This window comes from Iodobacter fluviatilis (genome assembly GCF_004194535.1).
Classification (GTDB): domain Bacteria; phylum Pseudomonadota; class Gammaproteobacteria; order Burkholderiales; family Chitinibacteraceae; genus Iodobacter; species Iodobacter fluviatilis_A.
This window is the reverse complement of the sequence record NZ_CP025781.1, coordinates 576,791-602,737: the sequence shown is the minus strand read 5'-3', so window position 1 is coordinate 602,737 and position 25,947 is coordinate 576,791. Positions and strand designations below refer to the sequence as shown.

The following is a 25,947-nucleotide window of genomic DNA, read 5'->3' as shown; positions in this document are numbered from 1 at the left end:
GTATGAGTGATTCAGGCGTAATTGGCCGCAGTGCCTATCAGCAACATCCCTTGGCGGGAGCCGTATTTGAGAAGGCTCGAGCCAGTGAGGATTATGTTAATACAGCTCAGAAGGCGGCACAGGCGCTTTTTGCAGTGCGTGCTGGGCAGATGGGGGAGCGTACCGCGATGAAAGGGGATTTAAATGCCCCCGTGTTAACCCCCCCTAAGCAAGCTGTCGCAGAAGAAGCAGGGAGCATGGATAAGTTGACGCTGTTGCTTGGGCAGTTGATGGAGCTGCTCGGAGATACTGCGTTGAGTGTTTTAGAAGGGCGTTTGGCCTTATTTAAAGCCCTTCGTCAATCACAAACGACTGCGAATAAAGCGCTGCAGGAGAAGTTTGATAAAGCGATCAGCGAAATGGAAGGAGCGCTAGATGCCGCAAAGGCTGCAGAGGGTGATTACCAGACTGCGCTAGATGCCGCAAAAAATGCACAAATGGCCGCAGCTGAGGCTGAAAGTGCATTGGCTGGGATGAGCCCAGATGATCCAGAGTATGAGGCCACAAAGGCTGCGCGTGATGAAGCGGTACTCAATGCCAATCAGGCAAAGAGTAAGGCTGATAGCGCAAAAGAAGTGTACGTTCAGGCCACTAAAACGGCCTCAGAAAAAACCAAGGCCGCAGATAAAATAGCCGATGAGATCAGAGCGCAGTGTGGAAATATACCCGCTGTCCGCCAGTCTCAAGAGGGGCACCTCACTGGGGTTGCTCGTATGACCTTGCTGATGGCGATGTTTGTTGAGCTCGTTGGTGACAATGCCGAAGCTAGCCTTAAAAATGATTTATCCATTTTTGAGGCGATGCAGTCTGGTCGTATCAAAGAAATGGAAAAGAACGCGGAAGAGTACGAAAAAGAAGTTAAAAAAGCAGAAGAGCTCAATAAAATAATGGGCTGCGTGGGTAAAATTCTGGGTGCTCTGCTTACCATTGTGTCTGTGGTAGGTGCCGCCTTTACTGGCGGTGCAAGCCTTGCTTTGGCGGCGGTAGGGATCGCCCTGATGGTAGCTGACACGGTGGTAAAGGCAGCAACGGGCGTTTCTTTTATGGAAGAAGCCATGAAGCCCATTATGGAAAAAATACTTAAGCCATTAATGGAGGCGATTGGTAAAGCGATAAGTGATGCTTTAGAAGAGTTTGGTGTTGATAAAAAAACGGCTCAGATGGTTGGCTCGATTGTCGGTGCGATTGCAGCGGCGTTAGCGATGGTTGTTGTCATTGCTGCTGTTGCGGTGGTAGGGAAAAGTGCTGCAGCCAAGCTGGCGAGTTCCATAGGCAAAATGATGGGCGAGACCATTAAGAAATTAGTCCCAAGTGTTCTAAAGGATCTGGCAAAGCAGTCGAGTAAAACCCTGGCTCAGGGTGTTTCCAGGCTAACTAAAAGCATGGGGTTGAAGACAGACAGCGTGGCCATTAAAAGCTATGGCAATACGATGATTCAGGTTGCCACTGCTGGAGAAGTGGCAAACGGGGCTGCTCAGGCGGGGGGAGGGATTGCCCAAGGGGTATTTATTAAAAAAGCCGCTGATGCAATGGCTTCTTTTACTCTGGCCCGCTTTGATATGGAAAAGTTGGACAGGTGTTTAAAAGAAGCGGTGGAGATTTTTGCTAAATCTCAATCCATCACTCAAGGGCTATTAGCCCAAATGTCTCAAACACTAGAAGCACATGACGCGACAGGTCGTGCTGTGCTGCGCAATAGTCACGCTTAAGGATATCAATCATGACCGCAATTAATAGCAATTTCATTTCCACGTTGCCACAGTCGAAAGCGCTTACTCAGGATTTTACAGCCGAAGTAAAAGGCACGGGCAAGTCTAAAGGCGCAGCCAGTACGGCAGATGTTCAGTTGGTACTGGGTGGGCAGTCTTCTGCTAAAGGCTTGTTAACCCGAGTGAATTCGGTTGGGGTACCTGATTTAAAGCCACCAATTATTGCTTTGAGTGAGGCACCTCCCCTCGATGAAATTAACCGAGTATTAACTGAAAAACTAAATAATGCCGATGGCGTTGCCAGCTTGGGCGGGTCGATCGCCGTGCTGGAAAAACAAGTGCAAGCATGGCAGAAAGAAGCCAAAGCAACCCCTTCTTTTGATATTTCTGGGCTGGGGAGCCGATCGAGTGAACTGATGCAAAAACTGCTTGAGGTTGTGCAAGATAATCGTACTGCCGAAGCAAAGTTGGGGGGCAAAATGTCTGCGATTGAGGAGAAGCAAGCGCACAATGTTTCTGACTCGATCATAAAGGGAGGCTCGGATGCAATGTCTTATGCCATCGGAGGGAGTGTGGTGAGTATAGCCACTACGGTTGGTGGCGCTGCTCGGAAAAGCCAAGGCACAAGTATGGCGAAAGATACGCTTAAAGTTAATGGTGGCAAGGTGAGAGCGGCGGAGAGTGAATTAAGAAGTATGAGTTCTTCGCTAAAAACCGGCTCAGGCACGGTAATGGGTGGGGCGGATGCGCTGACCAGCGTGAAAGTGAAGCCGCAGGCAAAAGTGCTGACTGATGCTCCGGTTGTAGGTAAGAAAAATGATGCTGCCGATCATGTCGAGTTAGCAAATAGTAGCCCTCAGCTTACTGCACAGCAGCAAGCCGCGCTCAAAGAGCAAACAATGAGCAAGCTGACTACAGATCGCGATTTGAATCAGGATGCCATGCAGAAGAATTTGGCAAAAGCTGATGCAATCAAGAATCAAGGCGATATGGTGATGGGGCTGAGTATGATTTTCTCTAATGTGATTCGTGGTGTGGGGGATTTCTCGCAGGCTCATGCCCGTTCTACTGAGCACTTATCCCAGCAAGGGCAGAAGGTGGCGGGATCCTTGAATGAAGAATCAGGAACTCGTAAGCGTGAGCTAAATACTTTATTCCAAGATCTGTTGAGACAGGTAACGGATATGGCCGCACAGACCATGTCGACCATGAATCAGATGTTGAACAATAAAGTATAAAACTTTATTTCTCGCTCCCCCCCATCAGTTTGATGGGGGTAAACTTTTGGAGAAATCAAATGACCTCACCCTTATCCAGTACGCCGCTGCAACATTTAATCGCTGTGCCCCAGTATGCCGCATCTGATACAAAGGCGGCTCCAGAAGCGATTGAGCTCAGCGAAGCAAAAGCTGCGCCGCGCAGCCAGCTACAGCAACTACAACAGCAATTGCAAACACTGAAGCAGCAAGGTCAAAGCCTGCATCAGCAGCAGCAAGCCCTCAGCCGCGATGTTTTACAAGGGAAGCCACTGGCATCTCGGGCGACTCAGCAGTTGGAAGATACTAAGGCAGAACGGCAGCTCAGCCTGCATACCTTTCAATCGCTGATGTTGGCCAATATTTTGCCACCCTTGGCTAATGAGCGGAGCTTACAGCCTGCGCTGGAAACTGCGAGTGCAAAGCAATGGCCTGGGTTTGTTGAAGATGATCCTACTTCCAGTTGGACTATGAACGACAATATCGCCGATGCCATTGGTGATATTCAAGATAATTATTTGGGTGTTTACGAAAATGCCGTCGACAAATATATCGCGTTTTATGCAGAGTTTAGTAAGATTTTGGCGGCACTTGAGAAGTTGATTAACGGCTCGACGGATGGGCAGTCTGTAAATGTCTCGATGAGAGAGTTACAAGGTCAGCTTGAGGCGTTGAAAGGACAATTTTTCCCAGGTGGCCAACCAGGTGAAAACGCAGTGCTTTTTCCACCGAAAAACGATGATGGCGCAGTGGTTGGGGCCAGCAAGGGTAAGGCAGAAGAATGGGCAACAGAAATGGGGCTTGACCCATCTTGTGTGAAAGAATCGCCTCCTGGTTCTGGTAAGTTTGTTGTAACGATTGATATTGGCCCTATTGATCAAATGATTGCTAACCTTGTTCTGGGCAATGACCCTGTGAAGATGACCAGTACGGATTTCCAAATCTGGAAAGCAGGTTTTGATTCTATGGATGAAAAGATGAAAAATACCTTGCAAACGCTGACGCAAAAATACAGCAATGCTCAGTCAATGACGGATAACTTGATTAAGGTGCTGAGCAGCACCATCAGCAGCTTGTTGGAAACCGATAAGGCCTTTTTGCAAATCTAGGTATTTATTTCATGGCAGCGCCTAAGCTCCTTATGGGTTCAGGCGCTGTTTCGCATTTTGCACTGGATATTAAGCCGGCTTTGGGATGTTCTGATCTATTTGTTTGCTTATGCTTGCTTTGCTAAGAAGTATGAGCTGGAATTTTATAAATTGATTTGTATGTAACGATTTAATCCGCACTTTCCCAGCTGTGAATCGTGTCTTTTTTTGTTTGGAGTTGTATATGCCTGCTCTAGGTACGTCTGTTCAATCTTCCGGGTTGCATCGCTCTTTTAGCATGCCAAACGTGCACCGCAAGTCGAGTGATATTGCTGCACAGCTGCGTGGGGTTGGGAGCGGGCCAGCTCTAGCTACTGCACAAGAGAGTGGGCCTCCTCGCTCGCAAACGATGACCTCTTCTTTAGCCTCCGCTACTAGAGCATATCTGCTCCCCACTGATTTTGCTAAAGCTCAGGAAAATAGCAGCTTGGCGTGTTTGTTTGCCTGTGGTGATTCGGCTAAATTGACATCTATTTATGATCATTCGAGTAACGTCTTTGCCCAGCAGGAGGTCATGAATTTTGCCAAGGTGTATACCCAGCTAAGTAAGACGGAAGGCATTACGAATCAGCAGAAAGAGGCGCTTGACAAACTGGCAAAAAGCTTTTGCAAGTTAATTCAGAAAGATGGTTTGAAGCTAGAAAAATCGGGCTTTTCGGCTTGGTATCCACAAGTCAATAAAACGTATGTTGGCCGTATTGGTTTAGAAAAACAATTATCTAAGCTGGTGGCCGAGGTGAGCAATCAGCAAGGTGGATCAGCCCATCAGCTCGGTTCAAATCTGATGATTCATGAGGCGATGCCTTTTATTTGTCAGTACTTAGAGCAGCAGTTGAAAGGTGAGTTGACTGATGCTAGTCGCGCTGCAGTGAGCCAGGTGATTGACCGGAGTGCCATGCAGGTATTTGAGGCATTGCGTGCAACAAGGAGTGAGTTGCTCGCCAAGGCAGGTAGTAGTAATACGATCGGTCAGTTGGGGCGTGATTTAGATCTGATTGCGGTGTTGCCCCAGTTATTGCGGGATATTCTTGGGGCTGCAAAGCCGGCAGGGCGAGATCCTGATGTGCCGAGTGAATTACCTGCCGCTGATACTCCGCCAGCTCATTATCCTGAGCGATTAGAGCCTGATGCAGTGCAAGCTCCAGTAGTAGGGCCTGATGAGTCAGTGCCAGCAGCAGATACTCATGGTTTACAGCCAAGCAAGCAAGGAGATGTAAGGGACTCACATGATATTTATATCATTAATCATAATTATTCTGGAACAAATGAGCCACAGGGCACTGCAAACTCGGTACCGGTAAATAGAGGGATTAATCCTGCTTTTAGTCCAACGTTTAATCCAACGTTTAATCCAACGTTTAATCCAACGTTTAATCCTACTTGGGATGCCCAGCCTCGTCATGGTGCGGAGCAAACAGATTCAAGTCCTGGGGTGACGACTCCCTTTAGTGAAGGGCAAGCTGCTCCTAAAAGGTTTATTAGTTCGTTGGATATCCAATTAAAAGAGCCTACCAAGCGGGGAGACGCTCATATGCGAGCCACCCAATCGGAGAGCTCGTCTATTGAGCGGCAGAGTGGGCTGGGAGCAACGCATCGTGTTTCAAGCGCCGAGGACAATACTCCGGTATTTCACTCTTCCTTGAATATGGGCACACTTAAAGGTGTAAGGAATATAAGATCGGATGAGACGTTGGGGCGTACTGCTGCGCGGGTGTTAAATAATGAGCAACCGAGCGAGTTGTTGCAGAGCAAGCTCGGCTTGTCAGCTAAATCGCAGCCGCTTGTAGCCGAAGGCAATATTCCGCTTGAGGACCGCTTAATATTTGCCCCCTTGGGTAAGAGAGTCACTGAGTCTTACCTCAAGTCGTATTTTTTTCAGTCAAAATTTAATGGAGAAAATAGTAAGCCGACTTCGGCCTCGGCAGCTCATGTTCTAGTCACTGACATAAGGGGAGTATTGCAACTCACTACGGGCCAAGAAGTTGGGCGTAAGGGCGAGTCGTTCCTTAAAGTTCGTAATACATTTTTGCCAGTGAATGTGAGGGATACGCATGAAGATTACTTGGCTCCTATGACAGATCAGCAGTGGGGTATTTTGCTTGATGGTTTAAATCAGCACCCACAGGTGGCGGATATTAAAGCGCGGGTTCTGACTATGGCTCGTCTGACCTCTATCGCGGCACCTCGGCAGTGGCTAAAAGATTCTATTGTGCCAAGGATGTTGCAATGGGCGGGGCGTGAGGTCGTTTCTTTAGCTTCGGTAAAGGGTGTCAATGATCAGAGTTATGCAGAGAGCTTGGCGGAAAGTGTAGGCTTATCTATAGAACCAGATGAGAAGCTCGTCTTGTCAGCTAAACCGCAGCCCCTTGTAGCCGAAGGCAATATTCCGCTTGAGGACCGCTTAATATTTGCCCCCTTGGGTAAGAGGGTCACTGAGTCTTACCTCAAGTCGCATTTTTTCCAGTCAAAATTTAATGGAGAAAATAGTAAGCCGACTTCGGCCTCGGCAGCTCATGTTCTAGTCACTGACATAAGGGGAGTATTGCAACTCACTACGGGCCAAGAAGTTGGGCGTAAGGGCGAGTCGTTCCTTAAAGTTCGTAATACATTTTTGCCAGTGAATGTGAGGGATACGCATGAAGATTACTTGGCTCCTATGACAGATCAGCAGTGGGGTATTTTGCTTGATGGTTTAAATCAGCACCCACAGGTGGCGGATATTAAAGCGCGGGTTCTGACTATGGCTCGTCTGACCTCTATCGCGGCACCTCGGCAGTGGCTAAAAGATTCTATTGTGCCAAGGATGTTGGAATGGGCGGGGCGTGAGGTCGTTTCTTTAGCTTCGGTAAAGGGTGCCAATGATCAGAGTTATGCAGAGAGCTTGGCGGAAAGTGTAGGCTTATCTATAGAACCAGATGAGAAGCTCGGCTTGTCAGCTAAACCGCAGCCCCTTGTAGCCGAAGGCAATATTCCGCTTGAGGATCGCTTAATATTTGCCCCCTTGGGTAAGAGGGTCACTGAGTCTTACCTCAAGTCGCATTTTTTCCAGTCAAAATTTAATGGAGAAAATAGTAAGCCGACTTCGGCCTCGGTAGCTCATGTTCTAGTCACTGACATAAGGGGAGTATTGCAACTCACTACGGGCCAAGAAGTTGGGCGTAAGGGCGAGTCGTTCCTTAAAGTTCGTAATACATTTTTGCCAGTGAATGTGAGGGATACGCATGAAGATTACTTGGCTCCTATGACAGATCAGCAGTGGGGTATTTTGCTTGATGGTTTAAATCAGCACCCACAGGTGGCGGATATTAAAGCGCGGGTTCTGACTATGGCTCGTCTGACCTCTATCGCGGCACCTCGGCAGTGGCTAAAAGATTCTATTGTGCCAAGGATGTTGCAATGGGCGGGGCGTGAGGTCGTTTCTTTAGCTTCGGTAAAGGGTACCAATGATCAGAGTTATGCGGAGGGCTTGGCGAAAAGTGTAGGCGAGTTATCTACAGAAGCAGATAAGTTGGGTTCGGATGATTTGTTCGCTACAGAAGCAGTTGAGATGGTTTGGGATGATTATCCCACTACAGAAGCAGATGAGATGGTTTGGGATGATTATCCCACTACAAAAGCAGATGAGTTGGATTTGGGTGAATTGTCCTCAGAAGGAGATGAGTTGGATTCGGATGATTTGTTCTCAGAAGCAGATGAGTTGGATTTGGGTGAATTGTCTGAAGGAGGTGAGTTGGATTCGGATGATTTGTTCGCTTCGAATCAATCTAGGATGACAAATTTAAGCTATTATCACCTCACTGCAGTAGAAGGCTTTGACGAGGTAGGCCTAGTCCAAGGTAAAAATGATGAATAATCTTGCGATATTAAAAAATGCGATTGTTCATCCTAATGTAAAGGGTCATGCAAAGAATTTTGCTGAAATTTTGCTGCGCGATACCGCACTAACTGAACATTCATCGAATGTTTTGATTAATGAATTGATCAATGCGTTAGGGGCAAAAAAACCAGCATCACCCTCTTGGAAACCCAGTAGAGTCATTCTCACTCAGGATGGGCTGCATGATGGCAGATTCGTAGCAGCAAAGGGGGGCGTTAATGAGTACAAATAGCAGGCAGGAGTCGAGTATTCGCGCTTTATTGGCTTATTGCTTAGGCTGTGATGAGCAAGATATTACGCCTGAAGCAGATTTGGTGAATCAGCTTTATGCGGACTCCCTTGATTTATTAGATTTGGCGATGGCTTTGCACGACGAATTTAATATTGAACTTACAATTGACGATATGCTAAAGATTAATACAGTAGGTGATTTGTATCAGGTGGTGCAGGATAAAATAGGGGCTGAAACACTCTCTGAACAGGAGGCGGTTTGATTCTTTTGAAATAATTAACTCTATGTGTTTGTGTAACGGCTCAGTTATTTTGTCACTATCTTGGTGCTCAATAACTGGGCCGTTTTACGCTTTGTGGCTTATATGGTAGGATCATCCCCCACCTCCCCCACACAAAACTAGCACATTTTTAAGTAGAATTTTCTCACAGTCTTTGCTGCGTTCTACAGGTGGCCGTGAGCAATTGATAATGCCAGATTATGGTGATTTTAAAGCAAATCGAAATCGGCTCAACCGTCCCCGATCTGTGCCGCAAGTGCGGCATGAGTTCTGCCTCTTTCTATAAGTGGCGCGCTAAGTTTTATGGTACGGCGTTTCCATGATGGCGTGGATGAAAGAGCCGGAGAACTAAAACAAGCGTCTTAAAAAGATGTCTATTGAAGCCCAAATGCAAGCGGGCGTTATCAAAGAGGTCATGTCAGAAATATTCTGAAACATTTATGTATCGCGAGATGGCACACTGGACCGTTGAAATCAAAGCATTGTCTATTCATAATCTATGTGCGGAAAATACAAAATTTTACTCTCTGAAACTAACTGAAGCTGGGGCTTTCGCCGCTGCTTTTTGTATCTGCGTAACATTAAGAACAAGCGCTGGAATCATGAATGCGTTTGCCGTACTTATTGCGCTTTAAAATTTAATATGCGAATAAATCCTAAAAAGCGCTTAGAGCGTGAAACGGCAGCATCATTAGCGGTGCCAACGGAAAAAAATGAAACAGGGTCGATGGGCTTTATGCCGTATCCACTAGCCAATGGGCCTAGCATTCGTTTATTTAACGTGATTGATGATTTTAATCGAGAAGGATTAGGCATTGAAATTCTTTTCTCTTTCCCTACAGAGCGTGTGATACTTCGCCTGAATAGATTAACTGCATAATTAGGCAGAACAAGAATCAATTGTATTGGCTCATATTCAGCCTGGCAATCTGCAGTAGAATGCGTATATTGAGCGCGATAATCGCACCATGCGTTATAAATGGCTAGCCTGCGATGATTTCAAAAGCCTTGCCGAAGTGCAAGAAGCCGCTACGCAATGGCTTTAGATTTACAATAACGAATGCCCGCACATGGGTTTGGGGGGCATCACTCCGAAACAAAAACTGGCATTACATGTGCCTAGCCTCTACTTTTAAGTGAGCTTAAAAAGGGGGAATTACCGTAGGGAAGTCTTCCCCATACTTAATTTATACATATGCTAAAGGGGTCGGAACTTATGCGGTTAAAGGGTCACTCTCAGCCCAAGTGCCAAGTGATTATTGCTGATGATCATCCGCTCATTGTTTTTGCCGTAACTAAAGTGCTAGAAAATGTAAAGGAATTAAGATTAGCTGGCTCCGCATCATCTAGTTCTAGCTTGCTGCAATTGCTGCAAAAAACGTCTTGTGATGTTTTACTTTGTGATTATTCCTTTGATGAGGGAGGTGACTCAGATGGCTTACAATTAATTAAGCAGGTGCAGGAGTTATATCCACATATTAAAATTATTGTATTGACTGCGCACGATGATGTTGTGATTGCTTTGCGGATACTTTCTTTGAAAGTTGCTGGTTTTATTAGTAAGGCGAGTGGGGAGTTCTCAGGTTTACCTTTTGTTATTAGCCAAGTTCAAATGGGCAGATCATATATTGACCCAATTACTTTAAATGCCTTGACATTGCATCGGTTAAATAATGGTAAGGGTAGTGATAATCTTGCTGAGGTGGCGTTGTCGGAGAGAGAGCAGGAAGTGCTCCGCTTATTTGCTTTGGGTATGACTGTTTCTGAAATTGCTTTGCATACACAGCGTAGTGTGAAGACGATTAGTGCCCAGAAGAAAAAGGCTATGGATAAATTGGGCGTTAGTAATGTGGTTGAATTACTTGAGGCCATAAAAGGTTTGTTTTGAAAATGAGCGGGTTTAAGCAATTGCTAATTGTCAAATTTGCCAAATATAGGCGGTTTGTTTTTGACTCTAAGCGATTTAATAGTTCTTCTCCTGATCGTTCTATCAGCTATGCAAGACGCTTATTGTACGGCGGGGCGTATATTTTAAGCTTTGCTAGCATCGGTATGATGCTTGTCGGCATTTATATGAATTTTGATTATTTCGTGAATGAGCGGCAGCAGCGTTTCTTAATACAGCGTGACTTATTAACACGTGAAGTGGACCGTTATCAGTTGTTGCTTAGGCAGCTGGTTGAGTCTTATGAAACGATTAATCATAAAAATGAGCGCAATATTATACCCTCAGAGCGGTATCGGCAGGTTTTATTACAGAAAAATAATGTAATAAATACAAGGCGTGAAATATCTGTGACGCCTTTTTCTGTGTTATCTACTTTGACGCAAACAGAGGATGCAGCTTCCCTTTCTATGTTGTTGCGACTTACGCAAGAAATGTCGAGGTTCTCCTTAATAGGAATTAGGCAGTCAAATAGTGCGATGAGTGGTTTTGTATATAGTGTTGACAAGCGCTTCCTTGCTGTGACCCCCCCTCTTCCCGAGTCTGTTTTGCAGGATATAAAGCAGGGGGGAGTGCAGTTGGAGATATCTAGACAAATCGCTCGTGTTGAGGTTGAAATGTCTAAGTACTCTGAAAATAGGTTACTGAATAAGTGCTGCGTGATCTGGGTGCCTCTTTCACGAGATCCAGTAACCGGTGAGCTTATCTTGCAGATTGCCAAGCCAGTATTTAATAATGGTAAACGTATGGCGGTCATTGTTTTTACCATGCCGGTTATACAATTCGAACGGCTTTTTCAGCAGTCAAAGCATTTATCTGATTTTCTTGTGGTTGCTCAAGATCATTACACCTTGTTTGGGCTTGATGCAACGAAGGAGCGTGAAGCAAATTGGGCAAAGATATTACGTGCGCTTCCTGATGTATTAGAAAATGCGAGTGACCAAGTTCAGCTTGCTTATAGAAAAGGTACATTTCTCATAACGCAAAAGATTCCTGGACCTGATTGGGTTGCGGTGTATGTTTTTGATTGGCCCATGGTTGCTCAGTATTTGCGCAAAGAGTTATGGATTTCGGTAGCCGTTCTCTCTGCTCTATTGTGTATTTTATGGGGTTATGTGATTTTATTGGATCGTATCGTTCTGGCCTCTATGCAGAAAAAAGCACGTGCGGTTTATGAAAGTGAGGCATTTAATCGTACTGTTTTTGCGATGGCGCCTGTAGGCTTGGCGGTACTCGATCCACTTAGACAAGTTATTTTGATGCAAAACGAGATTGCATATGGGCTGACGGGGCAGCAATTAGGAAAAGGAGAGTCCTTTTATCGTCCACTATTGGATGAGGTGTTTTTTTCAGCGGAGGCAAATAGGGATAATAAGCAGATTGTTTTACGAAAAGATGTAACTGCAAGATCCAGCGAGGGGGGCATTGTAGAGCTTGTAGCGGATTTATCTTGGGTGCGTTATCAGAATCAGGATGTTGTACTTTGCTCCTTGACTGACATCACAGAACGTAAAAGGGCCGAGGCATTGTTAGAAGAAACTAGTCTGCTGGCAGATGAGGCTAACAAAGCTAAATCAGTGTTTCTGGCCATGATGAGCCATGAAATTCGTACACCACTGCACGGTGCGCTTGGCAATATTGAACTGCTTGAGGGGGAGGTATTATCTACTGCTCAGCGTGCCCGTCTTATCACTATCCGTCGTGCTTTTGATGCTCTATTGGTACTGACTAATAATATTCTTGATTTATCCAAAGTAGAAGCTCAGGAGCTTAAGTTGGAATTGGCACATGTGAAGGTCGGTGAGTTGATGGAGCGTTGTGCGCAAACATTTTCTCCTTTGATCGCTAAAAAAGGCCTGAATTTTTACTGTTTGATTGACGCTCCACTATTTGCAGTTTGGGAGGTAGATGGACACCGAATTTCGCAGATTATTATGAATTTGCTAGGTAATGCCGTGAAATTTACTCAACAAGGCTCAATTACGTTCTATGCCACTGTCGAAGATCTAGGGCCGAGTGACTCTTGGATTAAATTAAGTGTTGCTGATTCAGGTATTGGTATTCCACTTGATCGGCAAGCTGCAGTTTTTGATTTATATACACAGGCGAATAAGGACATCGCGGAGCGTTTTGGCGGATCGGGATTGGGATTGTCACTTTGTCGACGGTTGCTTGAGTTGGCTGGTGGTTCTATTTATTTGGATAGTGAAGAAGGGGAGGGAAGTATCTTTACTGTCCAATTTCCTTCAAAGAAAATAGCTGATTTAGCAGAAGTAATACATTCAAATTCGACATTATTTATAACTGAAGTGCTGATAGTTTGTAAGTCGCCAACATGGAAAAGCACGTTACTTAACCAGGTGACATCTCAATTGCCAGGTGTTGATATCCATGAAGTGATAAATTTGGCTGATATATCTGATCTTGATCCGCTTGGGGCGAGTAATAAAATATTGCTCCTTGCCCATAATGAATCTTGTTTGCCTTCTGATTGTTTGTCTGGGCAGTTGCAACAGTTTAAGCAAATTATTGTTGTATCTTTTGATGGTCCTTTACATCCAGAAACACGTGAAGGAATTATCTATGTGACCTCGCTGAGCCGCGCTGCACTTGGGTATGCGCTTATGTCGTGTGCATATAAGCAGGATATGTCTTTACCTGTATTTCAACAGGAGGCCCGAGTCCTAAATAGTCGGCAAGAAGTGCGAATCTTGATTGCGGAGGATGATGAGACAAATCTCCTGCTACTGGAGCACCAATTAAATGCTCTTGGCTATATTCATGTTGATAGTGTTAGCAATGGACAGCAAGCATTCAATTGTTGTCTTCAGCAGAATTACGATCTAGTGATTACCGATCTTTATATGCCGATAATGGGGGGGCAAGCTTTATTAAAGGCAATGAGGCAATCTGGAATTACAACGCCACTGCTTGTTCATACTGCAAATGCTTATGATGATTGGCGAGCAGAAGGGGAAGATTTTGCTGCTATTTTGCTAAAACCATTATCAATTATGCAATTGGGTCAGACTCTTGGACGTATTTTGCACTTATCCACACCTGAAATGTTAGATGGGGTAAGAGGGCGACTAGAAACGTTTAGAGATGTAGAGTTAGAAAAGGTTTTTCTTGTTTCTTGGGAGTTTGATCGGCTTAGCTTACAAGATGCAGCAAATGCTAAAGATTTGCAGCGTTTTGAGAGGTGTTTGCATAAAATAAAGGGTGGCTTACTTGTTCTAGATGAAAAACCTGCTTTGAAAGTTTGTGAGGCCTTGCAACAGCAGCTTAGATTGGGTGAGTTTACGCAGATAAATACGCTTTTATCTGAATTTCTATCCATCATGTCTAATATTGTTAGTCACTATAAGTAATATGCTTAAGGTAATCCCCTTGTTTTTAAGTTCACTTAAAAGTAGAGGTCAGGCATATGTTGTCATTTTTTGTTTCGGGGTGATGCCGCCCAATCCCATATGAGGGCGTTCGTTATTGTAAATCCAAAGCCATTGCGTTGCGGTTTTTTGTACTTCAGCAAGGCTTTCAAAATCATCGCAGGCCAGCCATTCATAACGCACGGTGCGATTATAGCGCTCAATATACGCATTCTGCTGCGCATTGCCGAGCTGAATATAGGCCAATTCAATCGATTGTTGCTCTGCCCAATTCTTTAATAGGTGACTAATATATTCAGGGCCATTATTGGTCCTGATTCGCTTGGGCTTGCCGCGCCATTCAATGATTTGATTCAAGCTGCGTATTACACGCTCTGCTGGCAAAGAGAAATCGACTTCTATGCGCAATCCCATCTCGATTAAAATCATCAATCACATTAAATAAGCGAATACTGCAGTCATCGGCTAATTGATCGCGCATCAAATCCATCGACTATGTTTCATTTTTTGACGCTGGCACTGTTAATGGCGCTGGCGTTTAGTGTTCTAAGTATTTTTTAGGCTTTATCCGCAGATTTAATTCTAAATCGCAGTAAATCCGGTTAATACGTTTATGGTTCCAACGCTTTTTGTTGCGCAGATGCAAAAGCACAGGCCAAAGCCCCAGTTTCAATTTGTTTCAGTGAGCTGCTTCGATATACATCTTTAAGCCGTTTGTTTTAGTCCTCCAGCTCTTTCATCCGCGCCATCATGGAAATGCCCCTACCATTAAACTTAGCGCGCCACTTATAGAAAGAGGCAGAACTCATCCCGCACTTGCGGTACAGATCAGAGTCGGTCGAACCGGCTTCTGCTTGCTTTAAAATTTCCATAATCTGGCGTTAAATTGCCTACGGCTTTCATGTAAAACCCCTCAAAGATTACGAGAAAATTCTACTTAAAAATGACCTCGTTTTGTGGGGGATTACCTAATGATTATATAAGATTTTTCTTATGGTTATTCTCACTTTCACTTCTTATACTCGTTAGCTCTTTACGCTTTTGCGAGATCGCACAATATATGTTGCATAGTCCTTCCGAACCTAGGAAATCCGTTTGCAAAGCGTATCCATGAAGGAAATAAAACTATGACAAGTAAAAATACGCAATATATTTTTAGCGATTTTATTTTGCAAGCGAATGGTGTGCTTCAACATAAAGAAAAGCAAATTAATCTCCCCCCCAAAGAACTTTCAGTTCTCGTAATGCTGCTGGAATGCGCTGGTGAGTTAGTGACCAAGGATAAATTACTAGATCACGTATGGTCCAATATAGAAGTTAGCGAGGAATCACTAACAAGGTGTATCCATGCCTTGCGTAAAGCGCTTCTGGAAGATAAAAATAATCGCTATATTGATACTATTTACGGCAAGGGCTATCGCTTTTCTCGCCCAGTTGCCAGCGTTGCCCTTACTGAGTCACCCTCTAGAAAATGCACAATCGCGTTGCTCCCATTTCATATCAATACAGATGTAGATACTCAGGAACTGCACGACGCTTTAGTGCAAGGGCTATTACATTATTCACCATATGGGCTGACTGTTCTTCCTGCCACCATAACTCAAGACTGCCATAGTCCAGCTGAAATCATAACGCTTATAGAAATGTTTCGCCCTGATTATTATCTTGCTGGGCACTCGGTAATCAGCGATGACAAACGCCAATTGCGTATTGAACTAGTAAAAGCCAATAACCATCAATTAGTTCACCGAGAGATGATAGACATTGGCGCTGATCTTGACATCGGCAAGCTACAACGACGATTGGCTTCCACACTGCCTCGCTATATTCCTGACCTAAACTGGGGCGGTCATAAGGCCGCCCCCTTAGTTTCACGAGATGTCACCATCTCCTACTTAAATGCACGTTATGAGCTACATCTTCACACGCCGTCGAGTCTTAGACGTGCCTTAACTTTATTTAAGCAGTGCTTAAGTAATTATCCTGATAACGCAATGGCTTGGTGTGGGCTTGCTGAATGTTATTTAGCGCAAGCACAACTCGGGCTGTTTGATCAGAAACATGCTCTACAACAAGCCCAAATCGCGGTCGATAAAGCGCTTGCACTAGACCATTACAATCCACTGACGATCGCATTATTGGCACTACTTAGTAGTCTAAATGCTAGCTACTCCATTGCAGATAGCTTATTTATACAGGCTCTTTTGCTCGCACCTGAAGCTGCCGAAGTGCACTATTATCATGCTTGGCATTTGTTGTTAAGTGGCCGCTTAAATGAGGCTATTACGGCAAGTGAATTAAGTGTGCACCATGCGCCTACGCTCATAGCAGCAAGTATTCTTAATATATGGCTATGTTTTCTGACGCAAGACTCGCACTCAGCCATTGCACTAGGCAAAACTCAGCTCTGCCAATATGCACAAGAGCACCCTATTCTACAAAATCTGCTTGCGGTTATTTTGTCATGGCAAGGAGACCACAAACAAGCTTTGGAACTAGCCCAAGCAGCCCGTGAATCAGGCGAAGAAGCAGGGGTAATGTGCCTTAATTATGGCTATGTACATCTCATGGCTCAAACGCATGGTGCACACCAGTTAGTCGCCACAATTTTAGAAAACATAGACAGCCGCCAAATTCAATCTGCAGTCCTTCCCATTGTTTTACAGCACCAGGGACTACACGCAGCGACCACTTTAGAGCAAGAAATAGCAACGCAAACCTGCCCATGGCTCTCTACATGGAGACATGACCCTAGGCTAAGCACGCTCTACTCATCCAGCGATGCGCTGCAGGTGGCCTAAAGTGCGTTCATTTTTTTTGTTATTAATACTCTATTTACCGTCGGCATGGGCGGATTGCTGGGAACGTGCAGGGCAAAGTTTTGGTATTGCCCCAGAATTGCTCTATGCCATTGCCCAGCAAGAATCAGGCTTAAATCCACAAGCAAGTAATAGTAACAATAATGGCACTAATGATATTGGATTAATGCAAATTAACAGTGTGCATTTACCACGCCTAAAAAAAATGGGCATAGATGAAAAGCAGTTGCGCCAAGATAGTTGCCTCTCCATCATCATTGGAGCCTCAATTCTGTCTGATATGATGAAACGCTATGGCTATTCATGGGAAGCAGTTGGAGCTTATAACGCAGGCATGGGGGTAAATCGCCAAGCGCTGAGAATGCGTTATGCCGAACAAGTCTGGCAACGATATCAACGTTTGCAAGCTGGCAACAAAGCTATAAATAGAAACGCCCTAAATCAGCACAGCTTTTTGCCTGTAACCAGCAAACCGAGAATTGATTAGTTTTCCATCAGGATGTTATCCCTGTCATCGCTATATCATCCTATAGCTAGCACGCTAGACGCTAAATTTCTTCTTAAAAATATTTATCATGGCTACTGAGTCCTTGGAAAAAGAAATGCCCCCAATTATCGTCATCCGCCTATTGAACGGCATATTACGTGGCTGTGAGTTTGAATTGCCCGTAGGGAATACGTTGTTTATTGTCGGCAACGAGGACGAGCTGCTAACTCAGCAACACCTGCCTTCATTACCTGCAAATACAATATTTGTCCCCATGACAAATGGTGGTGTTAATTTTGAAGTGCAGGCGAAAGAAGCACCGAGCGATACGCTGACCATTCATGAGCTTGCTGTTGCTGAACCAGTAAAAGAAATAGCTTATCTATTCAACACAGTCAGTCATGTTGGTGAGCTCGCCATTGCAATCCGCAGGGTAGAAGATAGCTGGTCAAAAGAGGTAACAGACTACCTTCAAGCTGCTCCTGCGTCGCCCAAAGACAAATTACCCTTGGTAACACAACGAGGATTTCGTCCGCTACTAATTGTTATGGTTGTTGTTCTACTTGGCGGTACAGGTTTATTTTTATACCCTTGGGATGTCACTCAGCGGCAAATTGTCAGCTTGTCTGATGTACTTGGTGATAAGACAAGTCGCTATCAAATATTGAGTGGGAGAGATCATCAGTTCTATGTCATTACGAACAATGAACGCGATACATCTTGGGCTAGACAAGCGATAGTGCGCAGTGATTTTTCTAAACAAGCTCAAGTGATTAGCCAACAAGATGAAGCTCGACGCATCCGGACTTGGCTGGCTACCAATGAGCCCAGCCTAAACTATCACCGCTTAATATTAGACAAGCCAATTACGCCACGACTGGTCTTAAGCCAAGAGCGTAGCGCACTTAGCCCAGAAGCTCGACGAGCGCTTAGCAGCAAGTTAAAAATAGAATTTCCCTATGCCAGTAGTGTAGACATTGTTAGTGCAAGCGATCAATCCATTGCGCAGCAAGCACAAGATGGCTTGGAGCGGCTAGCTGCACCATTTACTCGTATCAACAACGCCGACAGCGTAACTTTTGTCATTGAAGGGGCACTTGCAGACAGCGAATTGCAAAGTATTCGTACTTTTGTTGATGATTACTATCAACAATGGGACGGGCGCTATGTGCAATTTGCTATTGAACTGAAGGATGACTGGTTAAAAGGTAAATCCTTCAAGTATGGCAATCAGGGCTACGTCAAGATGACGACCCAACACTGGTACTTCCCTAAACCTATTTAACAAGGAAATCATAATGGCAGGCTTCCAACCACCAATCCCACCCGCAGCAGGCCCTTGGGATGGCGATTTAACTAATTTATCAGGGCAATTTAATGCGGGTGTTACAAATCTCCAAACCGCACTTGATGCTGCTCTTAAAAAACTTCAAGACAATCCTGGTGCACCTGAAAACCTAGCGGCATATCAAGCATCACTCTCTGAATATAATTTATACCGCAACGCACAGTCCAACGTCGTTAAAGTATACAAAGATATTGATGCGGCCATTATCCAGAACTTCCGCTAATTACCACGGCTGGCAGGTATATCCTGCTGGCTTTAACAGGATCTATTTATGAGTATTGCTAGTCCCGTCAACCATAGCCAAGCACTGAGCACGCTAATTAGTGACATTAGTGGCAGTGATAGCGATGTCATTTCTCTGGATGACCGTTTGTTACAAGCTTATGCCCAAAGAACTGTAGCAACAGAGATTGATAAGAATGAAGTGATGCAACGCTTCTCTCAACCCGAAACACTCAGCGATCCAGCGGCGCTATTCGATTTGCAAGTGCGCACCTCCAACTACAATTTGGAAGTGTCTATGATTAGTACGCTCACCCGTAAAGCTGTGAGTGCCGTGGAATCTTTACTACGCTCATGATGAAACTGCTTATTGTTCCCCTCTTGATATTCGGGCTTGCCGGTTGCCAGCAACAAGACTTACTTAAAGGCCTTGATCAAGACCAAGTGAATGAAGTGATCGCGGTACTACAACGTAGCAATATTAAAGCCTATAAAGCAGATCAAGGTAAAACAGGCTACAGCATCACCGTAGCACCGGTTGATTTTGCCGCTGCGGTAGATACGCTAAAAACGCATGACCTGCCTTCACGCCCGCGCATGGAAATTGCGAAAATGTTTCCTGCGGATTCGCTGGTGTCGTCCCCACGCGCTGAAAAAGCACGGCTGTATTCCGCCATAGAACAAAGGCTAGAACAATCATTACGCAGTATGGATGGCGTTCTATCTGCACGAGTGCATGTTAGCTATGATCTGGACACTAGCGAAAGCAGGGCGGCAAAACCAATTCACTTGTCTGCACTGGCTGTCTACGGTAAAGATATTGAAGCCACACTCATGATTAGTGACATCAAACGCTTCTTAAAAAACAGCTTTAGTGAAGTGGAATACGACAATATTTCGGTGGTGCTTTCTCGACGTACACCGGCACAATACCAATCACCAGGCTTAGCCACACAGCAACAAGGTATATCAGGAGCAACACTCGCTTTGAGCTTACTTCTGCTGCTTACTTTCGTTAGTTCAGCAGCATTTATGCTATGGAAACGACGTAAAAAGAAGCCAACCGATGCCTGATTTGCAGCAGGTGTTAAACCAAATTTTGCATGAGCCTCTCTCTTATATGCACGAGGCACGTTTACATCTGCCCGCTATGCTAGGTGGTGAGGCTCAGGCCAACATTATTAATAAAATATTAATAAATCGCCTCCAGCTCAACACCGAATGCAGCGTGCTCATACCCGGCAGTATGGTTGCACACGTTGCTCTAAATTGGCTACATTTGCCGCAAACAGCATTTTTAATGAGCTGCCAACGGCAACGTGCCAGGCTCGCACGTCAAGGTGGTTTGCAGCGTTTGCCAGCATGGGCTCGGCAATTTGCTGTGCTTGATCTAAGTCCTGCACAAGCAAGTGTGGGTAGGGAAGTAATCAATCTTAATGATTTACTCAAGCAGAGTTACATCGAGTTATCCGCTTGGCAAGGCATGCTGCCGCTTGCATTGCAGCAGAGGCTGGCTCTGCTTTTCCCACCCTTTGTAGATAACATTCAGACAGAAAGGCCTCCAAGCCCTGCTGACCCCCTTTTATTCACCTTGGCCCTTCAATATGCCCAAAGACATCCCAACGCTCCGGCCTATCACAGCTGATGAAGACGTATTACTCACCCACGATAAGCTAACGAGGCAGCACAAGGCTTTGAGCCTGCTTGCAGAAGCACGCCAGCGGGCAAAACAACTGCTCAAGCAAGCAGAAGTCGAAACCCAACAAATCCGCACACAGGCATGGATGAATGGTTATCAAGATGGTATCATTGCTGCCGCAAGCTCTGTAGCAAAACATATTGATGAAAGTGAAAGCTTGCTCCTTCGTTTTCATAATCAATTAGGTGAGCAAGCAAAAGCAATGCTGAGTGCCTCATTAGATCATCCAGATCTATTACTTATTTTGCTGGATGAATGGCTACGAGGCATTGATACGCCATCGCCACAAGGCACATTGCAATTGCAGCTCCCGCTCCACCGTCGAGCGGCACATAGTCAGCTACTAAATTCATTGCAAGAGTTATGGGGTGGCAAGATCCAAATTGAATATCACGCGGATACTCAGTTTGTGATGCGCTATGCAGATCAGATTGCCCAATTTAGCCCTGACGAATTTATTTCTGAAGCGACGCAAAGCCTATTGCAGGGCATGTACGAGATGCCAGCAGAATGTCGTTTACTATCACAAACGAGCCTACAATCTTTACAAAATATTTTTATCAGCCAATTCAGCGCACAGCCGCAACAACTGAATTCTAACGAGTAAAAATGACCTCAATTAGCCATCTACCGAAAAATATACCACTTAGCATGAGCAATGAGCTGAAGCTAGATCGTAGCGCAAAAGGAGCATTGCAGTCCCTTTACAATGCCCCTGGAATACGTATGCCAAGCATAACAAGAATGCAATCTAAAACTGACTCGAGAGAGTCAGATGGCAACCTTTTTTGTCTAAATCTTTATTTTTTACCCGCAGATCATTATCTTGCTTGCGATTCTAATTTTAAAAAATTTCACCCTCACTCTTCATTCCTCCATTTATTACAAAAGCAACCGATAAGTATTTTAGAGCTAACAATGGCTCAGCAAGAGCAGAGCAATGAGCAAAACATAGAGTTTTATAGGGACTACCAACTTCTTTTAACAAACAAAAGAGACAGGCAAATGAGCAGATGGGTGCAAAAAATTATAGGTGTGAAAACATCTTCTGGCGCCAGTCTAAGCTTGGAAGGCTATTACTTAAACAGAGTAAAGCCTCTAAGTAAAAACGCATAAATAGCCAATAAAAATTACTGCACTTTATACTCAACCAAACCTATAAAATGGAAAAAAATGATCTCAGCCAATAGCAATATTTCATTTATGCATAACAACACATTTAGCGCACCCAATGTGCACAGTCTATCGGAAAGGATGTTAGAAGCAGCACAGGATATATCGCAGCTAAATACTAAAGAAAAACCAACACCACTACCAGCCCCCGTTTGGAGTGAGACAGATGAAGCTTTTTACCAAGGGCTCCTTCTTCTTAATCCTAATGACCCCAATGCTATTTGTGCTTATCTGGATAAATTTAACGCTAGCCACGCATCTCCATATAACACACCAGAGCAACAGATGAAGATACTTGGCGAAGTCATGTCCAAAATAGCTGTTGACCCAGAGCTCAAACCTCTTGGTGATAATCTACAAGTTGTTCAAATAAGCAAATGGAACTTAAAAATGACGTTGGACGAATGGATGAAAGACATAATATTCTCTGAAGGAAAATCACCCGAAGAAGTTGATTGGTAAGCATCATCACGGTAATTGTCAAAGTAGTTGAGATGTTTTTACGATTTAAGCTACCTATAAAATTCCTCGCTTGTTTTAGGCTCAATAACCCGACCCGGGCTGAGTTGCACTTCGTCTTGCCAGCTCCAGTTTCGAGTTGTGTTCCTCCACCGACCCCCTGCGTCAGGATAGTTGAGATGCTCCCTTTTCAGGGATTTCAACTTACTCATGGAAAGATCCGGCTAACAAGCTGAGTGAAATGGAGCATCAAGCGATTTTATCGGTATGCAACAGCCCGCGTTTTAACAGCGTTCCGTCCAGCCAGATCGTGCCAATTTTGAGCGACGAAGGCTGCTATTTAGCTTCTGAATCAACGATGTACTGCGTGCTGCGGCAAGCCAATCAGCTTCAGTATCGTGGCCGTTCTGCCAAGGTGGTACGCAAAGCCAAACCAACGGTAATCCCCCCATTTTTAAGCTCACTTAAAAGTAGAGGCTAGGCATGTAATGCCAGTTTTTGTTTCGGGGTGATGCCGCCCAATCCCATATGCGGGCGTTCGTTATTGTATGTCCAAAGCCATTGTGTCGCAGTTTCTTGTACTTCAGCAAGGCTTTCAAAATCATCGCAAGCTAGCCATTCATAACGCACAGTTCGATTATAACGCTCGATATATGCATTTTGCTGCGGATTACCGGGCTGAATATAGGCCAATTCAATCGATTGTTGCTCTGCCCAATTTTTTAATAGGTGACTAATATATTCAGGGCCATTATCGGATCTGATTCGTTTTGGCTTGCCGCGCCATTCAATGATTTGATTCAAGCTGCGTATTACGCGTTCTGCTGGCAAAGAGAAATCGACTTCAATGCCTAATCCTTCCCGATTAAAATCATCGATCACATTGAATAAGCGAATGCTACGGCCATCGGCTAATTGATCGTGCATAAAATCCATCGACCATGTTTCATTTTTTGCCGCTGGCACCGCTAATGGCGCTGGCGCTGGCGCTGGCGCTGGTGTTTCGCGTTCTAAGCGCTTTTTCTTTACATTTCGCAGATGCAAAAAGCAGAGGCCAAAGCCCCAGTTTCGATTGGTTTCAGTGAGTTGAATCAGCGAATCCACAATTTTTGCGTTTTCTACATCTAGCTTACGAACATAGCGATAGAAAGTCGTGCTAATTGCAAAACTGGCGCAAGCCACGCGAATAGAAACGGCCTTGCTTTCAACGGCCCAGTGAGCCATCTCGCGGCGCTGATGCAGATTCTTATCAATTTATCCAGCCGTTCTTATCCGATGTCGCCAATAGCACTTATGCATTTATTCAAGGGGTGGGCGGCGACACCCGACCCAAAGCGGAAATCAACGTGAAAGAAAATCGGTTTACTTAGCCTGAACAACTGAGGATTGATAGGCGGCATAGCACTTGTATTCTACAGGCTGTTGTTTGATATAGTCTTCTGTGCGTTTAACGATATTAATTTCTTCTGGCGTGAGTTTTGTCTTATTGGCGCTAATATTTTTTACATACAGAGCTAAATACCTGCACATAGAGGCGTTAAAATCATTAATATCACCAGCATTTACCATGCTTGCTTGTGTTAAACCTGCACGCATCATTCGTACATCTGTCTTTTCTTGATAAAATTTCATTTTCATTACAGTATTAAATAGTAAATCCTCCATCTCTTGTTTTTTTATGCTCTTGTAACATAAGCAGCCCGAGGCAAAACCAACAAGAAAAATCAAGAGCCAGTAGAGTATTTTTCTTTGGTTACTAATTTTAAATCTATTAAACATCAGTTCTTCTTTTCTAAACATGAAAAATGTTTTGGTAGCCGATCATAAAGAACGAATTTTTTATCCGTCCATGCCGCCAAACTTAGCGCGCCACTTATAAAAAGAGGCGGAACTCATGCCGTGCTCGCGTCACAGATCGGGGACGGTCGAGCCGGCTTCGGCCTGCTTTAAAATCGCAATAATCTGACTGTCAGAATAACGTGCTGCTTTCATGTAGAAGCTCCTCAAAGACTACGAGAAAATTCTACTTAAAAATGAGTTGGTTTTGTGGGGGGATTACCGTCCCCGCGTCAGCAACGACAATCCGTATGCAGAATCATTGTTTCGCACGCTGAAATACAGGCCCGCCTGGCCAAATAAAGGCTTTGCCATTCCTTCATAGCCTGAATGTAAAATATCTGCCGTTTGCTTTTGTGGCGTAGGGAGAGAGGGTGCCTCTCTCCTTTTTTTTAGGCAATCAACTTCTCTAAAGCTTTCTCATAAATAGCAGCAAGCTTAGGTAAATCTTCTATCGCCACGCATTCATTGAGTTTATGAATAGTTTTGTTGATTGGGCCAAACTCAACCACTTCGGGGCAATACTTGGCGATAAAGCGCCCATCCGAAGTGCCGCCCACGGTATTGAGTGCAGGGGCATTACCGCAAACTTCGGTGACTGCTGAGCGCATAGCCTCGATTAGCTGGCCGTGATCGGTTAAAAATGGCTCGCCTGATAGCGTCCAGTCGATTTCATATTCAAGCTGGTGCCGATCCAAAATTTCATGCACGGTGGCTTTTAATGATTCAGCTGTGCTGGCGGTGCTGAAACGGAAATTAAACAAAGCATCTACGGTGCTCGGAATAATATTGGTCGCGCCCGTACCGCTGTTTAAATTGGATACTTGCCATGTGGTTGGCGGAAAGTATTCATTGCCATGATCCCAAACAGTGCTCGCCAGCTCCGCTAGTGCAGGGGCCATTAGGTGAATGGGGTTTTTTGCAAGGTGTGGGTAGGCGATATGGCCTTGCACACCGTGCACAATTAAATGCCCAGAAAGCGAGCCACGGCGACCGTTTTTGATGGTGTCACCAAAGGTTTCGCTTGAGGTTGGCTCGCCAACAATGCAGTAATCAATGGCTTCTCCGCGCGCTTTGAGCGCTTCAATCACTTTAACCGTGCCGTGATGCGCAGGGCCTTCTTCGTCAGATGTAATTAAAAAAGCAATCGAGCCTTTAAGCGTTGGTTGCTTGGCTAAAAACTGCTCACACGCCACAACAAAAGCCGCTAAAGAGGCTTTCATATCGGCCGCGCCTCGGCCAAATAAATGACCATCCCGAATTGTGGGTTCAAAAGGATCGGAGTGCCAGCGCTCCAATGGGCCAGTTGGCACAACATCGGTATGTCCAGCAAACACAAGCACTGGGCCGCTATCGCCTAAGCGCGCCCACAGGTTGTCGACATCTTCAAAACGCATATGCTCAATCTTAAAACCAAGAGCAGCTAAGCGGGTTGCGAGCATATTTTGGCAATTGGCATCGTCTGGGGTGACGGAGGCTTGGCGGAGTAATTGTTGGGTTAGTGCAAGTGTTGGGTCGTTCATTGCTGTGTCGTCAGTCTCGAAAAAAGTGAAGGACTCGGGGTATGAAGCCTGTTGTGACTCTACTTGATGTTGGGTAACTGGATGCAAGTGTAGGGGCTGGCTGCGCTGCAATCAGCGTGAAAACAGTGCCGCATACATATCAGGTTTGAAACCGACCGTGATCGTACCATTGTTGTCGAGTATTGGGCGCTTAATGATGGAGGTGTGTATGAGCATTAATGCGATTGCGGCTTGTTTATTATCTATTTTTGTTTTTGTATCGGCATCAAGCTTACGCCAAGTTGTGCCTTGGCGATTCAAAAGGGTTTCCCAGCCGATTTGGTCGGCCCATTGCTCCAGTGTCTCTGCGCTAATGCCGGTTTTTTTATAATCGTGCCATTCAAAATCGTGGCCTTGTTCGGTGAGCCATGTTTTGGCTTTTTTTACGGTGTCGCAATTGGGAATGCCATAAAGTTTCATGGGGATATTTTCTACTATAATGAAATAGAGGAAGGAGCGGCGATGAG

22 protein-coding genes and 4 pseudogenes are annotated in these 25,947 nt (G+C 45.0%); 20 read left to right on the top strand and 6 right to left on the bottom strand.

The window, feature by feature from the left end:
• Positions 1-2 precede the first annotated feature (2 nt).
• The 9 genes and pseudogenes from sctE (at position 3) to C1H71_RS02425 (ending at position 13,857) form a co-directional block, all read left to right on the top strand.
• Complete coding sequence (sctE, locus tag C1H71_RS02465) at positions 3-1,748, top strand: type III secretion system translocon subunit SctE (protein WP_130105157.1); 1,746 nt, start codon at positions 3-5, stop codon at positions 1,746-1,748.
• A gap of 11 nt (positions 1,749-1,759) precedes the next feature.
• Positions 1,760-2,986: an IpaC/SipC family type III secretion system effector gene (locus C1H71_RS02460; protein WP_130105156.1), complete on the top strand. Its 1,227-nt coding sequence runs from the start codon at positions 1,760-1,762 to the stop codon at positions 2,984-2,986.
• A gap of 59 nt (positions 2,987-3,045) precedes the next feature.
• Positions 3,046-4,113, top strand: coding sequence for an IpaD/SipD/SspD family type III secretion system needle tip protein (locus tag C1H71_RS02455; protein WP_188053537.1), 1,068 nt, complete (start codon positions 3,046-3,048; stop codon positions 4,111-4,113).
• A 223-nt stretch (positions 4,114-4,336) separates the two neighbouring features.
• On the top strand, positions 4,337-8,005 hold the full coding sequence (locus tag C1H71_RS02450) for a hypothetical protein (protein WP_130105154.1): 3,669 nt from the start codon (positions 4,337-4,339) through the stop codon (positions 8,003-8,005).
• The gene (locus C1H71_RS02445; protein WP_130105153.1) at positions 7,995-8,261 is read left to right on the top strand and encodes a hypothetical protein; all 267 of its coding nucleotides are present in this window, start codon (positions 7,995-7,997) and stop codon (positions 8,259-8,261) included. Before C1H71_RS02450 ends, C1H71_RS02445 begins: the two co-directional genes overlap by 11 nt.
• Entirely contained in the window at positions 8,248-8,523 is a 276-nt protein-coding gene (locus C1H71_RS02440; protein ID WP_130105152.1) for a phosphopantetheine-binding protein, read from the top strand. Before C1H71_RS02445 ends, C1H71_RS02440 begins: the two co-directional genes overlap by 14 nt.
• 218 nt (positions 8,524-8,741) lie before the next feature.
• Positions 8,742-9,677: pseudogene (locus C1H71_RS02435) on the top strand (integrase core domain-containing protein).
• A 116-nt stretch (positions 9,678-9,793) separates the two neighbouring features.
• Positions 9,794-10,429, top strand: coding sequence for a response regulator transcription factor (locus C1H71_RS02430; RefSeq protein ID WP_188053535.1), 636 nt, complete (start codon positions 9,794-9,796; stop codon positions 10,427-10,429).
• A 2-nt stretch (positions 10,430-10,431) separates the two neighbouring features.
• On the top strand, positions 10,432-13,857 hold the full coding sequence (locus tag C1H71_RS02425; RefSeq protein WP_130105150.1) for a hybrid sensor histidine kinase/response regulator: 3,426 nt from the start codon (positions 10,432-10,434) through the stop codon (positions 13,855-13,857).
• 48 nt (positions 13,858-13,905) lie between these two features.
• Here C1H71_RS02425 and C1H71_RS02420 read toward each other — a convergent pair.
• Positions 13,906-14,747, bottom strand: a pseudogene (locus C1H71_RS02420) (IS3 family transposase).
• A 255-nt stretch (positions 14,748-15,002) separates the two neighbouring features.
• Between C1H71_RS02420 and C1H71_RS02415 the strand changes: the two are divergent.
• The 11 genes from C1H71_RS02415 (at position 15,003) to C1H71_RS02365 (ending at position 22,563) form a co-directional block, all read left to right on the top strand.
• A complete protein-coding gene (locus C1H71_RS02415; RefSeq protein WP_130105149.1) occupies positions 15,003-16,676 on the top strand; it encodes a HilA/EilA family virulence transcriptional regulator in 1,674 nt (557 codons plus the stop codon).
• Positions 16,657-17,181: a type III secretion system invasion protein IagB gene (gene iagB / locus C1H71_RS02410; RefSeq protein ID WP_308418297.1), complete on the top strand. Its 525-nt coding sequence runs from the start codon at positions 16,657-16,659 to the stop codon at positions 17,179-17,181. The genes C1H71_RS02415 and iagB overlap by 20 nt, the downstream gene beginning before the upstream one ends.
• A gap of 88 nt (positions 17,182-17,269) precedes the next feature.
• Complete coding sequence (locus C1H71_RS02405) at positions 17,270-18,466, top strand: PrgH/EprH family type III secretion apparatus protein (protein WP_130105147.1); 1,197 nt, start codon at positions 17,270-17,272, stop codon at positions 18,464-18,466.
• Between the two features lie 13 nt (positions 18,467-18,479).
• Positions 18,480-18,752: a type III secretion system needle complex protein gene (locus C1H71_RS02400; RefSeq protein WP_130105146.1), complete on the top strand. Its 273-nt coding sequence runs from the start codon at positions 18,480-18,482 to the stop codon at positions 18,750-18,752.
• A 48-nt stretch (positions 18,753-18,800) separates the two neighbouring features.
• Positions 18,801-19,109, top strand: a complete 309-nt coding sequence (sctI, locus tag C1H71_RS02395; RefSeq protein ID WP_130105145.1) for a type III secretion system inner rod subunit SctI — start codon at positions 18,801-18,803, stop codon at positions 19,107-19,109.
• Positions 19,106-19,825 carry an EscJ/YscJ/HrcJ family type III secretion inner membrane ring protein gene (locus C1H71_RS02390; protein WP_130105144.1) on the top strand — a complete coding sequence of 240 codons (720 nt, stop codon included), beginning with the start codon at positions 19,106-19,108 and terminating at the stop codon, positions 19,823-19,825. The genes sctI and C1H71_RS02390 overlap by 4 nt, the downstream gene beginning before the upstream one ends.
• A complete protein-coding gene (locus C1H71_RS02385; RefSeq protein WP_130105143.1) occupies positions 19,818-20,396 on the top strand; it encodes a type III secretion apparatus protein OrgA/MxiK in 579 nt (192 codons plus the stop codon). The genes C1H71_RS02390 and C1H71_RS02385 overlap by 8 nt, the downstream gene beginning before the upstream one ends.
• Complete coding sequence (locus C1H71_RS02380) at positions 20,356-21,057, top strand: hypothetical protein (RefSeq protein WP_130105142.1); 702 nt, start codon at positions 20,356-20,358, stop codon at positions 21,055-21,057. Before C1H71_RS02385 ends, C1H71_RS02380 begins: the two co-directional genes overlap by 41 nt.
• Before the next feature lie 2 nt (positions 21,058-21,059).
• Positions 21,060-21,566, top strand: a complete 507-nt coding sequence (locus tag C1H71_RS02375) for a hypothetical protein (RefSeq protein WP_130105141.1) — start codon at positions 21,060-21,062, stop codon at positions 21,564-21,566.
• 57 nt (positions 21,567-21,623) lie between these two features.
• Positions 21,624-22,085: a hypothetical protein gene (locus C1H71_RS02370; protein ID WP_130105140.1), complete on the top strand. Its 462-nt coding sequence runs from the start codon at positions 21,624-21,626 to the stop codon at positions 22,083-22,085.
• 238 nt (positions 22,086-22,323) lie between these two features.
• Positions 22,324-22,563, top strand: coding sequence for a hypothetical protein (locus C1H71_RS02365; RefSeq protein WP_130105139.1), 240 nt, complete (start codon positions 22,324-22,326; stop codon positions 22,561-22,563).
• On the opposite strand, the pseudogene C1H71_RS02360 reads toward C1H71_RS02365, so the two are convergent.
• The 5 genes and pseudogenes from C1H71_RS02360 to C1H71_RS02340 form a co-directional block, all read right to left on the bottom strand.
• Positions 22,560-23,318: pseudogene (locus tag C1H71_RS02360) on the bottom strand (IS3 family transposase); the annotation flags it as partial. The gene C1H71_RS02365 and the pseudogene C1H71_RS02360 sit on opposite strands and share 4 nt — an antisense overlap.
• A 126-nt stretch (positions 23,319-23,444) precedes the next feature.
• Positions 23,445-23,882, bottom strand: a complete 438-nt coding sequence (locus C1H71_RS02355; protein ID WP_130105138.1) for a hypothetical protein — start codon at positions 23,880-23,882, stop codon at positions 23,445-23,447.
• Positions 23,883-23,927: 45 nt separating this feature from the next.
• Positions 23,928-24,074 (bottom strand): annotated as a pseudogene (locus tag C1H71_RS02350) (transposase); the annotation flags it as partial.
• A 236-nt stretch (positions 24,075-24,310) separates the two neighbouring features.
• The gene (gene dapE / locus C1H71_RS02345; RefSeq protein ID WP_130105137.1) at positions 24,311-25,441 is read right to left on the bottom strand and encodes a succinyl-diaminopimelate desuccinylase; all 1,131 of its coding nucleotides are present in this window, start codon (positions 25,439-25,441) and stop codon (positions 24,311-24,313) included.
• A 111-nt stretch (positions 25,442-25,552) separates the two neighbouring features.
• The gene (locus C1H71_RS02340) at positions 25,553-25,900 is read right to left on the bottom strand and encodes an ArsC family reductase (protein WP_130105136.1); all 348 of its coding nucleotides are present in this window, start codon (positions 25,898-25,900) and stop codon (positions 25,553-25,555) included.
• Positions 25,901-25,947: the final 47 nt, after the last annotated feature.

Excerpts from the sequence above, each read along its gene's own strand:
- sctE (WP_130105157.1), top strand. The coding sequence starts at position 3 with ATGAGTGATTCAGGCGTAATTGGCCGCAGTGCCTATCAGCAACATCCC.
- C1H71_RS02460 (WP_130105156.1), top strand. The coding sequence starts at position 1,760 with ATGACCGCAATTAATAGCAATTTCATTTCCACGTTGCCACAGTCGAAA.
- C1H71_RS02455 (WP_188053537.1), top strand. The coding sequence starts at position 3,046 with ATGACCTCACCCTTATCCAGTACGCCGCTGCAACATTTAATCGCTGTG.
- C1H71_RS02450 (WP_130105154.1), top strand. The coding sequence starts at position 4,337 with ATGCCTGCTCTAGGTACGTCTGTTCAATCTTCCGGGTTGCATCGCTCT.
- C1H71_RS02445 (WP_130105153.1), top strand. The coding sequence starts at position 7,995 with ATGATGAATAATCTTGCGATATTAAAAAATGCGATTGTTCATCCTAAT.
- C1H71_RS02440 (WP_130105152.1), top strand. The coding sequence starts at position 8,248 with ATGAGTACAAATAGCAGGCAGGAGTCGAGTATTCGCGCTTTATTGGCT.
- C1H71_RS02425 (WP_130105150.1), top strand. The coding sequence starts at position 10,432 with ATGAGCGGGTTTAAGCAATTGCTAATTGTCAAATTTGCCAAATATAGG.
- C1H71_RS02415 (WP_130105149.1), top strand. The coding sequence starts at position 15,003 with ATGACAAGTAAAAATACGCAATATATTTTTAGCGATTTTATTTTGCAA.
- iagB (WP_308418297.1), top strand. The coding sequence starts at position 16,657 with ATGCGCTGCAGGTGGCCTAAAGTGCGTTCATTTTTTTTGTTATTAATA.
- C1H71_RS02405 (WP_130105147.1), top strand. The coding sequence starts at position 17,270 with ATGGCTACTGAGTCCTTGGAAAAAGAAATGCCCCCAATTATCGTCATC.
- C1H71_RS02400 (WP_130105146.1), top strand. The coding sequence starts at position 18,480 with ATGGCAGGCTTCCAACCACCAATCCCACCCGCAGCAGGCCCTTGGGAT.
- sctI (WP_130105145.1), top strand. The coding sequence starts at position 18,801 with ATGAGTATTGCTAGTCCCGTCAACCATAGCCAAGCACTGAGCACGCTA.
- C1H71_RS02390 (WP_130105144.1), top strand. The coding sequence starts at position 19,106 with ATGATGAAACTGCTTATTGTTCCCCTCTTGATATTCGGGCTTGCCGGT.
- C1H71_RS02385 (WP_130105143.1), top strand. The coding sequence starts at position 19,818 with ATGCCTGATTTGCAGCAGGTGTTAAACCAAATTTTGCATGAGCCTCTC.
- C1H71_RS02380 (WP_130105142.1), top strand. The coding sequence starts at position 20,356 with ATGCCCAAAGACATCCCAACGCTCCGGCCTATCACAGCTGATGAAGAC.
- C1H71_RS02375 (WP_130105141.1), top strand. The coding sequence starts at position 21,060 with ATGACCTCAATTAGCCATCTACCGAAAAATATACCACTTAGCATGAGC.
- C1H71_RS02370 (WP_130105140.1), top strand. The coding sequence starts at position 21,624 with ATGATCTCAGCCAATAGCAATATTTCATTTATGCATAACAACACATTT.
- C1H71_RS02365 (WP_130105139.1), top strand. The coding sequence starts at position 22,324 with ATGGAGCATCAAGCGATTTTATCGGTATGCAACAGCCCGCGTTTTAAC.
- C1H71_RS02355 (WP_130105138.1), bottom strand. The coding sequence starts at position 23,882 with ATGTTTAGAAAAGAAGAACTGATGTTTAATAGATTTAAAATTAGTAAC.
- dapE (WP_130105137.1), bottom strand. The coding sequence starts at position 25,441 with ATGAACGACCCAACACTTGCACTAACCCAACAATTACTCCGCCAAGCC.
- C1H71_RS02340 (WP_130105136.1), bottom strand. The coding sequence starts at position 25,900 with ATGAAACTTTATGGCATTCCCAATTGCGACACCGTAAAAAAAGCCAAA.